The following is a 15,472-nucleotide window of genomic DNA, read 5'->3' as shown; positions in this document are numbered from 1 at the left end:
GAAGGGCGGAAGAGGATGGCGACATCGAGTGGATGAGCCGCGCTCCAGCCCGACGAGGCTGAAAGGAGCCCACCCATGACCCTCTTGTCCGTCCGCAAGGTTTATCATGGCATCGCCGATCGCCGGCAGATGTTCCGCATGTTCGACCGCCACGCTCAGCGTCCTGATCGGTTCCAGGACGATGCCAGTGCTTTGTACCGCGGCGAATGGTTCGAGATCTCACGGGCTGAGCACGACTACATGTTCGAGGTCCTGCCGCCGCTCTGGATGCGAGGCGAGATGTTCGCGTTGCGTGAGTTTCTCACCGACCGCATCACCAGCATCTTCTACGTCCTGAACATCGATGGCCGCATGCGGTATTTCCACGGCTATTGCGACCTGCTCGACAAGGGCTCGCCCGAGCAGATGCGCGATGCGATCGTCGAACGCGAAACCCGTCCCGTTCGGGCGATGACCCGCGAGGAGCGCCTGGAGCACATCTGGTCGAGCACCCACGACGACTATCGCGGCTACGCCGGGGAGCGCTGGCCGGAACGCGACCGCGGCAAGCGCACGGTGATTTTCTATGGCGGCCGCCAGGGCACCACGCTGAAGCTGCTGGAAGAGCTCACCGATGATGAGATCGCGGCGAAGCTGCCCGTGCATCTGCGCTATCTCCCAGACGCGATCGCGGCGTGACGGAGGCGTGAGATGATGTTGACGTTTCCCATCGCCGCCGTCCGCGAGGTCATCGCTCGCGGGATTGCCGACGCAAAAGCCAATGGCGGGTTTCGCGATCCCCACCTCGGACTACCCGCCGCCGACAACCGGAAGCCCGGTCTCTGGCTCGTCGGAGACCACGGCGTCTACCTATGCTCCAACGGCGAGCTCCCCAAGGGGGCGAAGCCGCTCGTCGCTTACGCCGAGGAATGCGATCCGCGCAAGAACGACGACTGGTTCGAGGTCAAACGCCGGACGTTCGGCGGCGACGACGGCGTGGATTTCCTCGACGCCGAAGGCCTTGAGGCCCTGATCGCAGCCAGTCCCGGCTGCACGCATCTGCGCATCGCGTTCCTGCAGGACTCGATGCAGCTCTTCGTGATCGAGCGAGATTAGCGATCCGTCGGTGGGCGCCGTCCGGCGGCCGTCCAACATCCCAAACCCCACATCCCGCGCACGTCCGGCCGGCTGGAGCCTTCCAGCGGAACGGCGACGTGCGCCCTCATTCAGGAGATCCAGACATGTCGCATGACGATCCTTTCACCATCGATCTTTTCGGCAACACCGCGCTTTCCTCCGGCCTCGGCCTCGGCGTGACGGCCTTTGGCGACGCTGTCGAGCCCGACGGTGACGACGATCCCGATCCGTCGTCGCCGGCGCCCGCGCTGCCGAGCGCGGCAATCGTGCGGCGACCATCGACCGCCTGCCGGGCGCGCGGGTCGAACTTCCATCTCGCTGGTAGCCGTGGCCTGGCGCGGGGCTGGAAGGAGCGGGCGCGCGGCAACATCGCGGCGATCCGGCTCGCCGCCGAGATCGAAGCGGACGAGCGCCCGGCCACGCTCGGGGAGCAGGAGAGGCTGATCCGCTTCACCGGCTTCGGCGCGTCCGACCTTGCCAATGGCGTCTTCCGCCGCCCCGGCGAGGTCGACTTCCGCAAAGGCTGGGACGAGATCGGCTCTTCTCTGGAGGATACCGTCGGCGAGATCGACTACGCCTCGCTCACCCGCTGCACCCAGTATGCCCACTTCACGCCGGAGTTCATCGTCCGCGCGATGTGGTCAGGCCTGCAGCGGCTCGGCTGGCGCGGCGGCCGTGTGCTCGAGCCCGGCATCGGCACGGGCCTGTTTCCGGCGCTGATGCCCGAAGCGCTACGCGTTGTGTCACACGTCACCGGGATCGAACTCGATCCGGTCACGGCACGCATCGCAAGGCTGTTGCAGCCGCGCGCGCGTATCGTCACTGGCGATTTCGCCCGCACGGAGCTGCCGGCGAGCTTCGATCTTGCCATCGGTAATCCGCCATTTTCCGATCGCACCATTCGCTCCGACTGGGCCTATCGCTCGCTCGGCCTGCGCCTGCGCGATTATTTCATCGCCCGGTCCGTCGACCTGTTGAAGCCGGGCGCTTTCGCCGCCTTCGTCACCAGCTCCGGCACTTTGGACAAGGCGGATTCCTCTGCGCGTGAGCATATCGCCAAAACGGCGGACCTGATCGCCGCCATCCGCCTGCCCGAAGGCAGCTTCCGGGCCGACGCCGGCACGGACGTCGTGGTCGACGTGCTGTTTTTCCGCAAGCGCAAGGTCACCGAGTCCGAAAGTGATTTGTCCTGGCTCGACATCGAGGAACTCCGCCAGGCGACGGAGGGTGAAGGCGCGATCCGCGTCAACCGCTGGTTCGCGCGCCACCCGGATTTCGTGCTCGGCACGCATGCCACTATCTCGGGGCCTTACGGCGAGGCCTATTCCTGCCTGCCTCATCCCGGTGTCCATCTGGAGCGGGCGCTCACGGCTGCGATCTCCCTCCTTCCGCAAGCCATTTATGACGGCGAGCCGGACGAGATTGATCATGACGCCGATGACAGTGCCGATGTCGTGGATGCCCTGCCGGAAGGCGCCGGAGTGCGCGAGGGCAGTTTCTTCGTCGCGAAAAATACCGCCCTTGCGCAGATGATCGATGGCGCTGCAGTGAGCATCACCATCCGCAAGGGCCGCACCGCCGAAGGCATCCCCGAAAAGCACGCGCGTATCATCCGCAAATTCATCCCCATCCGTGATGCCGTGCGTGAAGTCCTGAAGGCACAGGAGCTCAACCGGCCGTGGAAGCCGGCCCAAGTCAAGCTGCGCATCGCCTGGTCGAATTTTGTGCGCGACTTCGGGCCCATCAACTTCACTACCATGTCGGTGAGTGGGGATGCCGAAATCGGCGAAGTGCGCGAAACACATCGCCGCCCCAACCTGCAACCCTGCCTCGATGATCCCGATTGCTGGCTGGTCGCTTCTATCGAAGACTACGATATCGAAACCAATACCGCCCGGCCGGGTCCGATTTTCACCGAGCGCGTCATCGCGCCGCCCGCAGCACCCATCATCACATCGGCCTCCGATGCGCTTGCCGTCGTGCTCAACGAACGCGGCCATATTGACATCGATCACATCGCCGAATTGCTGCATGAGGATGTCGATGACGTCATTGGCGAGCTGGGTGACGCCATCTACCGCGATCCGGACCGGTTCGTGGCAAACGGCCGACGCCTATCTCTCCGGTCAGGTCCGCGACAAGTTGAAGGTCGCGGAAGCCGCAGCCGCCCTCGATTTCGCCTATGAGCGCAACGTCACGGCGCTGCAGGGCGTGCAGCCGGCCGATCTTCGTCCCTCGGATATCACCGCGCGTCTCGGCGCGCCATGGATACCCGCCGCCGATGTTGCCGCCTTCGTCAAGCAGACGATGGGTGCCGAGATCAGGATCCACCACATGCCGGAGCTGGCGTCGTGGACCGTCGAGGCACGCCAGTTGGCATGGATGGCGGCCGGCACGTCCGAATGGGGCACCGATCGCCGTCATGCCGGCGAGCTCATAGCCGACGCGCTGAACAGCAGGGTGCCGCAGATCTTCGACACGGTGAAGGAGGGCCATGCTGAAAAGCGCGTGCTCAATGTTGTAGATACGGAAGCCGCCAAGGAAAAGCTGCAGAAGATCAAGACCGCTTTCCAGACCTGGATCTGGTCCGATCCCGACCAGACCGACCGGCTGGCGCGGGTCTATAATGACCGCTTCAACAACATCGCCCCCCGAAGATTCAACGGGGATCACCTGCAACTTCCAGGCGCCTCCGGCGCCTTTTCTCTTTATGGGCACCAAAAGCGCGGCATCTGGCGCATCGTCTCGGCCGGCTCGACTTACCTTGCCCATGCCGTCGGCGCCGGCAAGACCATGACGATTGCCGCGGCCGTCATGGAGCAGCGCCGGCTTGGCCTGATCGCCAAGGCCATGCTGGTCGTTCCCGGCCATTGCCTTGCACAGGCGGCTCGCGAATTTCTGGCGCTTTATCCGACCGCACGAATCCTCGTGGCCGATGAGACGAATTTTTCCAAGGACAAGCGGCATCGCTTCCTGTCACGGGCGGCGACCGCCGCCTGGGACGCGATCATCATCACGCACAGCGCCTTCCGCTTCATCGGCGTGCCGTCGGCCTTCGAGCAACAGATGATCCAGGACGAGCTCGAGCTCTACGAGATGCTGCTGACCAAGGTCGAGAGCGACGACCGCGTCTCGCGCAAGCGCCTCGAGCGGCTGAAGGAGGGGCTCAGGGAACGGCTGGAAGCCCTGGCGACCCGTAAGGACGACCTGCTGACCATCTCCGAGATCGGCGTCGACCAGATCATCGTCGATGAAGCCCAGGAGTTCAGGAAACTCAGCTTCGCCACCAACATGTCCACGCTCAAGGGCGTCGATCCGAACGGCTCCCAGCGGGCCTGGGACCTTTATGTGAAGTCCCGGTTCGTGGACCGGAAGAATCCGGGCCGGGCGCTCGTGCTGGCTTCCGGCACGCCCATCACCAATACGCTTGGCGAGATGTTCTCGGTGCAGCGCTATCTCGGTTACGAGGCGCTGCTTCAGCGCGGCCTGCACGAGTTCGACGCCTGGGCTTCGACCTTCGGCGACGTCACGACCGAACTCGAATTGCAGCCATCCGGAAAATACAAGCCGGTGACGCGCTTCGCCACCTTCGTCAACGTGCCGGAGCTGATCGCAATGTTCCGCTCCTTCGCGGATGTGGTGCTGCCGGAAGATCTTCGCGAATATGTGAAAGTGCCGGCGCTTTCGACCGGCGCACGTCAGATCATCACCGCTAAGCCGTCTGCGGCCTTCAAGCGCTACCAGATGGTGCTCGACGCCCGCATCAAGGCCATCGAGGAACGCGAACGTCCGGCAGAGGCTGGTGACGACATCCTGCTCTCGGTCATCACCGATGGCCGGCACGCCGCGATCGACCTGCGCCTGGTCGATCCCGACAATGACAATGAGCCGGATAACAAGCTCAACGACCTGATCGGCAATGCCTACCGTATCTGGCAGGAAACAGCGCAAAGCAGCTATGTCCGCGCCGACGGCAAGCCGTTCGAGCTTCCGGGCGCAGCGCAGATGATCTTCTCCGATCTCGGCACGATCAGTGTCGAGAAAAGCCGCGGCTTCTCAGCCTATCGTTGGATCAGGGATGAACTGGTCCGCAGGGGCGTTCCGGCATCGGAAATTGCCGTCATGCAGGAGTTCAAGAAGGCGGAAGCCAAGCAGCGCCTGTTCGGTGATGTGCGGGCCGGCAAGGTCCGGTTCCTGATCGGCTCCTCCGACACGATGGGCACCGGCGTCAACGCGCAGCTCCGCCTCAAGGCGCTGCATCATCTCGACGTGCCGTGGCTTCCTTCCCAGATCGAGCAGCGCGAAGGCCGTATACTGCGGCAGGGCAACCAGCACGATGTCATCGATATCTTCGCCTACGCCACCGAAGGATCGATGGACGCCCAGATGTGGCAGAACAACGAGCGCAAGGCCCGGTTCATCGCGGCCGCACTTTCCGGAGACACGTCCATCCGGCGGTTGGAGGATATGGGTGAGGGGCAGGCCAACCAGTTCGCGATGGCCAAGGCGATCGCCTCGGGCGATCCGCGTCTGATGCAGAAGGCGGGTCTGGAGGCAGACATTGCCCGTCTGGAGCGCCTTCGCGCGGCCCACATTGATGATGAGCACGCCGTTCGACGGCAGATCCGCGATGCCGAGCGCGATATCGAATACTCGACCCGGCGCCTCGGCGAGGTCGGGAAGGATATCGAGCGCCTCGTGCCGACGACCGGCGATCGGTTCAGCATGGTGGTCGGGGGCGACGCGTTCACCGAGCGCAAACTCGCCGGTCGTGCGCTGATGAAGGAAATCCTGACTCTCGTGCAGCTTCAGCAGCAAGGCGAAACCACTGTCGCCTCCATCGGCGGGTTCGATTTCGAATATTCCGGCGAGCGGTTCGGCAAGGACGGCTACCGCTATGCCATCATGCTGATGCGCACCGGCGCCGATTATGAAATCGAGCTCCCCGTCACCACCTCGCCGCTTGGCGCCATCGCCCGGCTCGAGCATGCCTTGGCCGGCTTCGAGGACGAGCAGGAACGATATCGCCAGCGTCTTGAGGATGCCGAGCGCCGGCTCACCTCCTATCGCTCGCGTGAGGGCGGCGAGTTCGGATTCTCCGGTGAACTGGCTGAGAAGCGCCGGCAGCTCGCGGAGGTGGAGAAGTCGCTCGCGCTGGATGTCGAGGGACAGGCCCAGCGCAAGGCAGTATACCCGGTGTCGCTTCGCCCCACCTGAAGACTTAAGGCTGCAGAGAGCTTTCGTCGTCCGTGAAGAATTCGGATCTTTTTGAGCCAACCTCGGCCGATCTCGGGTTATGCTAAGGCGCTTTGGCCAGGATGTAGGCCACGCCGTCGTGGGGCAGAGGCTGAGCGTAACGGTTGACGAAAACATGCTGCTGATCCTGAGCCGTCAAGCTGTGCCGGCGGCGCAGCACATAGGTCGCTTGCGCCACCTTGCGGGTTTCAGACGATCGTGAGCACAGATTTCACCGCATCGGGAGCAAGGATTTTGCGGATCGTGAGCAGCGATTTCGGACCTGCAACCGCAATCAGGCTGACACAAGTTATGGATCTTGTGCCGTGACAAATTGTTGAGCCACTTACGCAGTCCGCTCAATTCTGGTCGATCGTCGCAGGTCTTCGTCTAGCCGAGCTGCATTGCTGAAAATTTCGATGAGTTGTTTGGCCGCAGCTAAGCCCCGGATCATGCAGTCGCCCTGCAACACAGCCTCAAGATAAACGAGCGATCGCCCCATCCGGATGTCTTCAACAATCCTGTAAACATGCGTCCAACTGGCCTTTTGCTTATCGTGCTCAGGCTGCGGCTGGCGATGAGCGACAACATATATGTTAGACCACTCTGATCGGCCAAACCGCTTTTTCCAGTAACAGGAGCCCACATAGTGAATCTCGTCACAGGATTGGGTCACCAGTGGCGGATCGGACTTACTATCCCCTTGCATCACTCTACTCCAAGCATGTGAGCAGACTGACGCGTGGCGGGATCCGTTTGGTTGCCGGTTCGGCCACATCCTTCCTGGCGGAAGCGCCACCTTGCTCGGTCAGCAGGTTGGCGTTGGACGTCAGTCCAACTCTTGATGTCGGCGATTGTTTAGCGTGGCCTTTAGTTGTTTGCAAGCTTTAGGTAATTTGCAGAGAACCTTCACCCTCTGGCTCATTTGCGGCCTTGTCGCAAACTCGTTCTACTTCTCAAAACGGTCGGCCGTTGCACCAGTTCAGGCGTCACTGAATCAACGGCTTAGCGCGCCTAGGCCGGTGTGGACGGATTTAACAGGACGCGAAATTTCGCTCGTCTTCTCGCATCATTTCAGACCACAGTGAGCAACCTTTCGGAGGTCCTGGACGCTTCGGCCGACAACTCGGCTGTCTACAGGATGCCTTGTTCAAGTCGAGGGAGCCAGACGCCAACCAAGAGATTGTCAATGTGCCGGATCTCGCCGATGCCGAATGTCGTCTTGCGTCCTACCGCTCCCGCGACGGCGGTGAGTTCGCCTTCGTCGGCGAGCTTGCCGAGAAGAGACGACAGCTCGCGGAGGTGGAGAAGTCGCTCGCGCTGGATGTCGAGGGACAGGCCCAGCGCGACGCAACGCCGGTTCCCCACGAGTGCTTCCGCGAGACTGGCTCGATAGCGCTGTCCCGGTGTTCTTCGATTTTGCCGACACGGACCCGATCCGGCCCCGCACTGGCGTCGAGCGGCGCCTGTTGTGGGGATTAATGCCGGGACGCGCCGACGGGCATGCCGTCATTGTCGCTCTGGACCGGCAGCGTCTCGTCCTTGCGGCACGCACCAGACCGCAGATCGTTGCAGCCCAAAAGATCGTCCGCACGCTCGATGCCCGTTTTCGAGCAGCGCGTGTGCAGGCGATGATCGAGGCGCGTCGGTATTCCTCTGTGCCGGCTTGGCGCCGGCGGCGGCCGCGTCGCCGCACCGCTCGGTTCTAGCTCCCATCCTCTGGGGAGGAAAGAAGCAAAGAGGAAAGGGGTAAGAATGGCCCGCTCGCAGATCGGGCGGGCCGCTGACGCTGGCGCTCAACCGCGCCGCTCGCGATCCCGGCCGATCGCTCTGCGCAGGGCTCAAGAGCCCCGCTTGATCTGCCCGGCAGGGATGCTCGGCCGCAGTTGCACCGGCCCGTCCGCTCCGCGGCCCGGGGGACGTCTTCGGGAAGAAGACGAGGAAGGACCCGCGAACGGCGGTGTCCGCAAACCCGTTGAAGGAGCATCTCCATGGAACTGAAGTTTGTCGATCCGCGTGCGCTGAAGGATAACCCGGACAAGGCGCGACGCTCGAAATCCAGCCCGCAGGCCGACGCGCTGCTGCTGGCTACCATTCGCGCCGTCGGCATCGTGCAGTCACCTGTCGTGGCGCCGGAAGCGGATGGCGGCAACGGCTATGTCATTGATGCCGGACATCGTCGTGTGAGGCAGGCGATTGCCGCGGGTTTGGAAGAAATCGCCGTGCTGGTGATCGAGCGCGCCGCGGATGGTGGTGCAATGCGGTCGCTGGCCGAGACGCTGGCGCATGAGCAGCTCAATCCTGTCGACCAATGGCGCGCGATTGAGCGGCTGGTCGCGCTCGGCTGGACCGAGGAAGCGATCGCCCTCGCTTTAGCGCTTCCCGTCCGCCAGATCAGGAAGCTCCGCCTGCTCGCCAACGTTCTGCCGGCCATGTTGGACCAGATGGCCAAGGGCGACATGCCCAACGAGCAACAGTTGCGCACCATCGCGTCGGCTTCGCTTGATGAGCAGAAGGAGGTCTGGAAGAAGCACAAGCCGTCCAAGACCGATCCCCAGGTGTCGTGGTGGAGCGTGGCGCAGGGCCTGACGAAGCGCCGCATGTACGCGCGGGACGCCAGCTTCGGTGACGATCTCGCTCAGGCCTACGGCATTGCCTGGGGCGAGGACCTGTTCGCTCCGGCCGACGAGGACAGCCGCTATACGACGGATGTCGAGGCCTTCCTTGGCGCTCAGCAGGAGTGGATGGCAAACACTCTGCCCAAGCGCGGCGTGATCGTGGAAGCAGGTCAGTGGGGCGAGCCGAAGCTGCCGCCCAAGGCGGAGCGTGTGTACGGTAAGCCGTCGAAGTCCGATCACACCGCCATGTATCTCGACCGCGACGGCAAGGTGCAGTCGGTCGCGTACCGCATGCCGGCGGCCAAAAACCCCAAGGGCAGGAATGGCGCGGATGTTGAGGCCGATGGCGATGATATCGTCGTTGCGGCAAAGCCGCGTCCGGACGTGACGCGCAAAGACATAGAGATGATCGGCGACCTGCGTACCGACGCGCTGCACGAGGCGCTGTCGCGCGCACCGATCGAGGACGACACGCTGATGGCGCTGCTCGTTCTCGCCTTCGCCGGCCAGAATGTGACAGTTGCATCTGGTGCCCGCGACATCTCCTGTTACGGGGCCGCAGGCCTCGGCGAACATGCCGCGCGCCTGTTCGACCAGGAGGGCAGGCTCGCGTTCGAGATGGACACGCTGCGCATTGCCGTGCGGTCCTTGCTGATCGATGTTCTGTCCTGCAGGGAGAATCGCTCGGACAGCGGCGTTGTCGCTCGTGTCGCCGGCGACATCATCGTCGCCGACAACTTCTTAGCCAACATGGGGACGGAGGACTTCCTGTCATGCCTGTCGCGGCAGGCATTGGAAGCCGCCTGCGCGGATACATCCGTCCTGCCCCGTCAAAAGGTCAAGGACACCCGTGCGGCCCTGGTCGAGCATTTCAAGGAAGGCCGCTTCGTCCACCCGTCGGCGCTGTTTGCGCCCACCCCGGAAAAGCTGACCTCCTGGCTGAAGATGAACGAGGCCAGGCAACAGCCTGAGGACGACGGCACGCCGGCGGACCAGGACGAGCTCGACGGCGATGCGATCGTCGAGCCGCCGCACGACTATGCCGGCGACGATGACGCTGAAGGCTTCCGCGAGGCCGCCGAGTAGCAGCGCGCGCCTTCTTCCTTCCGATCGCATTACCGCCGCCGGTGACCTCACCGGCGGCGGTTTCGTATTCACCCCAAACACCGGAGACCCATCATGTCGGCTCAATTGATCTATGACCTCGTTCCACTCGGTTCGATCGTAACTTATCGCGATGGAACACCACGCCCGCCCGAGCGGCATCGCAAGAAGCTCGCCGCCTGGGAGAACCGCAACAGCGGCGGCCGGCTTATCCGCAAGCAGGCTGAAACCCGCGTCGGCAACACCACGCTGCCGGCGTCCATTACCCTGCACAAGGGTGACTACGGCAGTCAGGGCACCATCGTCCTGCGCGTTCACCAAAGCTTTTCGGTGAACAGCGATCTCAACTTCGCGGTCAAGGAGCCGCCCGCTATCGGCTCGGTCCTGGTGCTCGACCGCGACGGCGAAGACGCCGAACTGGTCTATCTCGCCAGCCATCGTGCTGATGCCGAGGAATGGCTGACGCAGCACGGCTATCCGCGAGCTGTTCTGCAAGAGGTGACGGCCGACGCCGTGGCCGCGGATACCGTCGAGGGGAGGGCGGCGGCATGAGCGCGGCCACTCCCCGAATACGAGACGACGAGGCCCCCGGTAATCCGGGGGTTTGTTTTGGCCGCAGCGCCAACGGTTATCCCGTTGCGCTTGTCGGTGAAACGGCGTTCGCCATGGTTCCGGCCCGGAACGGGCGGTACTATTTTGTCACGGGGTGGCGTATCCGCCGGCCCATGGCCGAATGGACGCGCAGCGATTTCTACGGCCATGCCGGCGAGCTTGCCGACGAGGCGGCGTTTCGCGCGCATGTCGAAGAGAACGCTCTCCACCAGCAGCAGCGCGTCGCGCTCGGCCGTCGCGAAATCCATTCCCGCGCCCACACGCCATGGGGAACGTCGCAGGGAGCGACCGTCTATGCCGAGGGCGTCGTGGCTCACTCAACTGCAGGCCATGGCGGGTTCCATCTTTCGGCGGAACGAAATCGCAAAGTCCATGACATGCTCCGTGCCGATGGCGGCTGGTATGAAGAGGACTGCCATTGGGCGGCCGTCGCCCAAGCCTTTCCGCAGCTCTTCACGGACTTCGAGAAGGCGTGTGCGGAAAAGACGATCCGCGACTGGTATCCGGAGGCCTGGGAGGCGATCCACGGGAGGGTGCTCGAACCCGGCCAATCCGCGAAAAACGACGAGCGGGCATTTTTCGAGAAGCATACCGATGACTGGGTCGTGGTGTCGGCGATCCGTTGCGAGCACCAGGCCGGTTCCACCGAGGTTATCGCGACCCCCGGCGGCAAGCGTGGACCGGGCACGGAGGAACGTCGCTTTCTCGTTCCGACTGACCAATACCATGTCGGCCGCTTTGGATTCGTCATCGATGTTGCGCGCCATCGTGTCTGTGGCGGGCCATCGAGCTTCATGGATTGGCAGGGGAGGGACACATAATGTCTGTCCCCGATCGCCGCGCGCAGCTCTTTCGCATGGAGGAGGCACGGCGCCAGACACAGCGCCAGCTTGATATGATCGACCGGCAGATCATAAGGCGGATGACGGCGATTATTCCGCAGCTCAAGCCCCAGCGTACCGGCCACCGACGCCTAAAGCCTGCCGATGCCAGGACATTTCTGGAACGGTATCGATCGAACCTTGCCGCGATCACACAGGAAAGGCAGCACGAGATCGATGCGCTATCGCGCAAACTGGCAAGGCAGGACGCTGCAATCGAGGTGCTGCGTGCAAGACTGCCACCGGACCTGAGGCGCGCCTGATACTGCGGCCTGCTCAGCGCCTGCGTACGAATTCGGTTCGCAACACCAGCCCCTTGATCGCGTCATGCCGGCAGTCGATTTCGTCGGGATTGTCGGTGAGGCGGATCGACTTGATCACCGTGCCCTGCTTCAGGCTCTGCCCAGCGCCTTTGACCTTGAGGTCCTTGATGAGGGCGACGGAGGCGCCGTCGTCCAGCACCTTGCCGGCGCACTTCGATGCTTCCGGCAGAAGCTGCAATGGCAGCCATCTCCGACGCTGGTCGCCATTCCCCTGTCGCTCATCATAGACGTAGTCGTCGTTCTGATCTGTCATTGCCGCGGCATTAAATACAGTGCGTTGTCAGTTCGACGTGGGAGCAGGCCGAAGATCTGATCCGCAGCAGCGGACCGGCGCACTCCGATACCGGCAGGAGCCGAAGTTCAACGCCGTCCCTCGCGCAGCCTGGCGGGAGGCGGATCGTGTGGCGGCGGGAATCAAACAGTTGATTTCCTCCCGCATGCCAATGTCCGAATTCATCCCTGGCCGGTCTTTCCGGCGGGTTTGCCGCGGTCTGAACCGGCGGCTGGCCCCTTCAAGGCCGCTATCGCGCCGCGGAGCGGCCGGAACCCGCCGATCTCGGCAAGGCAGGCCCGCGGCCTGCGCAGGGACCAGTGAAGGACTGGCCCCCCGCTTTTCCGCAAGCCGACCTCGCTCGCCTGGCAGGTCCCGGACCCTGAAGCGTCCAGCTTCCGCCGGTTCCTTTCGACCGCACCCGCAGGGAAGACCGGCAAGGGCCGGATCACCTGAAGGGCATCGCTAGAAAGGAAAGCTCAATGTCCAGTTCGACCCGCTCCACCAGGACCAAGGCCCGCGTCGTCCAGCTCCGCAAGGGCACGACACTCGAAATGGTCCGGCTCTGCTGCCCGGACGGCCATCAGGCCACGCTCATCTCCGAAAGCTTCGGCCTCCCCGTCCTCGACAGCGACGGCATCCGCGAATTCCACGAGCGCAGCCTGATCGATGGCGCCGACACACTTTCCGAGGGACTTTCCGACAAGGCGATGCAGATCCACCTGCAGAGGATCGTCGGCTCCTACGTCGGCTCCGCCTATGGAGCAGGCCAGTTCTACTCGAAGGCCGTCACCGAGGCCAAGGACGCCACAGCCAGGCTTGCCAACGACACCCGCGACGAGGACCTCGACGGTCCTGTCGGTTTCGACAGCAAGGCACAGCGCAAACGCGAGTTCGCCGCCGACATGGGCCTTCAAGCCCACGCGTTGCGCATGGCGGCCGAGGGCGCCGTCGCCGCCTACGAGCACATCGTCGGCGAGAGCTGGAGGCCCTACGAGCGACAGGTCGAGAACCCCGGCCAGGGCGTCAGCCGGCAGGCGGCCGATCTGCAGATGGCGGCTCTGGGCTAACTGCCACCGGGCGGAGCTTCGGCTCCGCCCGGCCTTCTTCGTACGGCGGGTTTTGCGATAAACTCATAACGTAGCAAGTCCCAGGATTAGCGCGGCTCTTGAGCTTTGCTCCACAGGGACAAGCCGCCAACGCAGACCGCAATGGCGGAGCCGCACGCCATGTAGAGGGTTGCCTCGGAGGCTCCGGGCACCATTGTCGGCAGCAGATATATGGCAAGGCCAAACCCACTCGTAAGCAGGGTCGTGAAGGCTTGCGGCTTGCACGCGGCCGATCATCGTGGTGTCCACGACTGTCAGAAGATGGCCATTGGCTGCCGCTCGGGCCACGTTCCAGAGCATGCCGGCCACGCAATAAAGAACCACGGCGACTGCCGGACTTGTAGCCAGGGAGAACAGAATCAGGGAGGCGCCCGCCGCAATCAGGATTGTGGGCGTAAGGTTTCGGAGGCGTTCGGCAATTGATGGAATGCCGACAACCGCCAATGCGACCATCCCAGCGACAGCGGCTGTCATCTCGAGCAGTCCGAACAGTTCGCTGTCTCCGCTGAGTGATCGGGTCACAAAACCTGGAAGGAGCAGATTGGTGATCTGGATCACGGCAAAGGCCAGGCCGACAGTTACCGCCGCCGAGAGGCTGTATGGATTGTTGAGCAAATAGCTCAGGGCCTGCCTCGAAGCGGGAATGAGGCTGAGCCGCTGCGACGATTGAACATTGCCGGCATGCGACGTGATCATCTTCAGCATGGGAAGACAGGCCAGCGCCACCAGTGCGAACAACAGGGCAGACATGGGACTGCCGAGCCTGTCGATGGCAAGTCCGGCAGCACCTGTTCCGATCGCTATGCCAGCCTGGTTAAAGAGGGAGAGCCGAAGGGCGAATCCCATGCGCTGGGCTTCTGGGACAATCGCCTGCAAAATGCCACTCAGCGATCCCGCCAAAAGCGCGAACCCGAAGGCTCCCAATACGCCGGAAACGATGAGAAGCACTGGCGACAGAGATTCTGCGACAATTCCGGTGGCAGCGAGAAGGAACAGCCCCAAGGCCCTGATCATCTGCCCTGCCACCGTGACGGTCCGCCGATCGTGCCGATCGACCAGATGACCCGCGACCGGCGCAAGCAACAGACCCGCCACACTGGATGAAAGCAGCACCAGTCCCACCAGCCGAGAGCCGCCACCATGGAAAGCTATCCAGGCAGGCAGAACGATTCCGACACCCACGATAAAGAAAGAAGCGGACGAAAATGCAATGAATAGCGGTCGTTCAAAAGCTCTCACGCGGTATCCAGCCTGATCAACATTGCTGCGCCCGGCACCCGATTCGGTAGCAGGCCCCCTGGGCCTAAAAGCAATAAATGAGAAAAAGCAGGCAGACCACCTGATGCGGCCGTGCCAACCGCGGTCAGTCACGAATGTTGGTCCTGCTCCGGTCCTCGTTCCGCGAAACGGCTTCGCCGTCCTCCACTAACGTTGCGGCCCTCAAGCGACGTGTCCCTTCCTTCCGATTGCTCTTCTGCGGGTTCGCGGGCCTGCGGTCCTGCGCTGTCGGACCTCGTGACGGCCGCGATTGGCGCGGCCTCGAATGGAGGTCCGGAAAATGGACAGGAAGAGCAACAAATCCCGCGTCGATATCTACGCGAAGATCACCGACCGCATCGTCGCGGAGCTGGAAAAGGGCGTGCGTCCGTGGGTGAAGCCGTGGAGCGCGGCGAACACCACGGGGCGTATCACGCGCCCGCTGCGCCACAATGGACTGCCGTATCAGGGGATCAATACCCTGCTTCTCTGGTCGGAGGCGGTTTCGAGGGGTTTTGTTTCCCCGACCTGGATGACGTTCAAGCAGAGCGTCGAGCTGGGCGGTCATGTCCGCAAAGGCGAGACCGGATCGATGGTTGTCTATGCCAGCCGCATCGTGCGCACCGAAACCGATGCCTATGGCGAAGAGGTCGAGCGCGGGGTCCCGTTCCTCAAGGCCTATACGGTGTTTTGTGCCGACCAGATCGACGGCTTGCCCGCGCAGTACTACGGCAATCCCGCGCCGGTGTCCGATCCGGTGGAGCGGATCGAACATGCGGATGCCTTCTTCGCAAATACCGGGGCCGTCATCCGCCACGGTGGCGACAAGGCGTATTTCAATCCGGCTCTCGATATTGTGCAAATGCCGCCGTTCGAGAGTTTCCGCGACAGGCCCGGCTACTATGCGACCCTCGGACACGAGTTAGGTTTCATCTCAAGTGTCCTT

Annotated in this window: 10 protein-coding genes, 3 pseudogenes and 1 riboswitch; of the genes and pseudogenes, 10 read left to right on the top strand and 3 right to left on the bottom strand. The window is 63.1% G+C overall.

Features of this window, described 5'->3' with window-relative positions:
* Window positions 1-75 precede the first annotated feature (75 nt).
* The 3 genes and pseudogenes from RPG13_RS33350 to RPG13_RS33340 all read left to right on the top strand — a co-directional run bounded on the left by RPG13_RS33350 (window position 76) and on the right by RPG13_RS33340 (window position 6,333).
* The gene (locus RPG13_RS33350; protein WP_095482600.1) at window positions 76-678 is read left to right on the top strand and encodes a DUF1419 domain-containing protein; all 603 of its coding nucleotides are present in this window, start codon (window positions 76-78) and stop codon (window positions 676-678) included.
* Between the two features lie 15 nt (window positions 679-693).
* Complete coding sequence (locus tag RPG13_RS33345) at window positions 694-1,095, top strand: DUF3085 domain-containing protein (RefSeq protein ID WP_095482614.1); 402 nt, start codon at window positions 694-696, stop codon at window positions 1,093-1,095.
* A 125-nt stretch (window positions 1,096-1,220) separates the two neighbouring features.
* Window positions 1,221-6,333: pseudogene (locus RPG13_RS33340) on the top strand (helicase-related protein).
* 764 nt (window positions 6,334-7,097) lie between these two features.
* A riboswitch (SAM-I-IV-variant riboswitch) is annotated at window positions 7,098-7,204 on the bottom strand.
* A gap of 281 nt (window positions 7,205-7,485) precedes the next feature.
* On the opposite strand, the gene RPG13_RS33335 reads toward RPG13_RS33340, so the two are convergent.
* A complete protein-coding gene (locus RPG13_RS33335) occupies window positions 7,486-7,719 on the bottom strand; it encodes a hypothetical protein (protein WP_095482598.1) in 234 nt (77 codons plus the stop codon).
* 2 nt (window positions 7,720-7,721) lie between these two features.
* Between RPG13_RS33335 and RPG13_RS33330 the strand changes: the two genes are divergently transcribed.
* The 5 genes from RPG13_RS33330 to RPG13_RS33310 all read left to right on the top strand — a co-directional run bounded on the left by RPG13_RS33330 (window position 7,722) and on the right by RPG13_RS33310 (window position 11,829).
* Window positions 7,722-8,060, top strand: a complete 339-nt coding sequence (locus RPG13_RS33330; protein ID WP_095482597.1) for a hypothetical protein — start codon at window positions 7,722-7,724, stop codon at window positions 8,058-8,060.
* A gap of 282 nt (window positions 8,061-8,342) precedes the next feature.
* The gene (locus RPG13_RS33325; protein ID WP_095482596.1) at window positions 8,343-10,055 is read left to right on the top strand and encodes a ParB N-terminal domain-containing protein; all 1,713 of its coding nucleotides are present in this window, start codon (window positions 8,343-8,345) and stop codon (window positions 10,053-10,055) included.
* Window positions 10,056-10,148: 93 nt separating this feature from the next.
* Entirely contained in the window at window positions 10,149-10,625 is a 477-nt protein-coding gene (locus tag RPG13_RS33320) for a hypothetical protein (protein ID WP_095482595.1), read from the top strand.
* A complete protein-coding gene (locus RPG13_RS33315) occupies window positions 10,622-11,506 on the top strand; it encodes a DUF7007 domain-containing protein (protein ID WP_128177885.1) in 885 nt (294 codons plus the stop codon). Before RPG13_RS33320 ends, RPG13_RS33315 begins: the two co-directional genes overlap by 4 nt.
* On the top strand, window positions 11,506-11,829 hold the full coding sequence (locus tag RPG13_RS33310) for a hypothetical protein (protein ID WP_095482593.1): 324 nt from the start codon (window positions 11,506-11,508) through the stop codon (window positions 11,827-11,829). Before RPG13_RS33315 ends, RPG13_RS33310 begins: the two co-directional genes overlap by 1 nt.
* Window positions 11,830-11,842: 13 nt before the next feature.
* Here the strand turns inward: RPG13_RS33310 and RPG13_RS33305 are convergent.
* Window positions 11,843-12,142, bottom strand: a pseudogene (locus tag RPG13_RS33305) (PhnA domain-containing protein).
* Window positions 12,143-12,642: 500 nt separating this feature from the next.
* Between RPG13_RS33305 and RPG13_RS33300 the strand changes: the two are divergent.
* Complete coding sequence (locus RPG13_RS33300) at window positions 12,643-13,230, top strand: hypothetical protein (protein ID WP_095482591.1); 588 nt, start codon at window positions 12,643-12,645, stop codon at window positions 13,228-13,230.
* A gap of 63 nt (window positions 13,231-13,293) precedes the next feature.
* Here RPG13_RS33300 and RPG13_RS33295 read toward each other — a convergent pair whose 3' ends face one another.
* Entirely contained in the window at window positions 13,294-14,508 is a 1,215-nt protein-coding gene (locus RPG13_RS33295) for an MFS transporter (RefSeq protein WP_245329709.1), read from the bottom strand.
* A gap of 319 nt (window positions 14,509-14,827) precedes the next feature.
* Here RPG13_RS33295 and RPG13_RS33290 point away from each other — a divergent pair.
* Window positions 14,828-15,451, top strand: a pseudogene (locus tag RPG13_RS33290) (ArdC family protein); the annotation flags it as partial.
* Window positions 15,452-15,472 lie beyond the last annotated feature (21 nt).

The organism is Mesorhizobium sp. ISC15 (genome assembly GCF_037162615.1).
Taxonomy (GTDB): domain Bacteria; phylum Pseudomonadota; class Alphaproteobacteria; order Rhizobiales; family Rhizobiaceae; genus Mesorhizobium; species Mesorhizobium mediterraneum.
The sequence above is the reverse complement of the archived record's forward strand: the minus strand, read 5'-3'. Positions and strand labels throughout refer to the sequence as shown.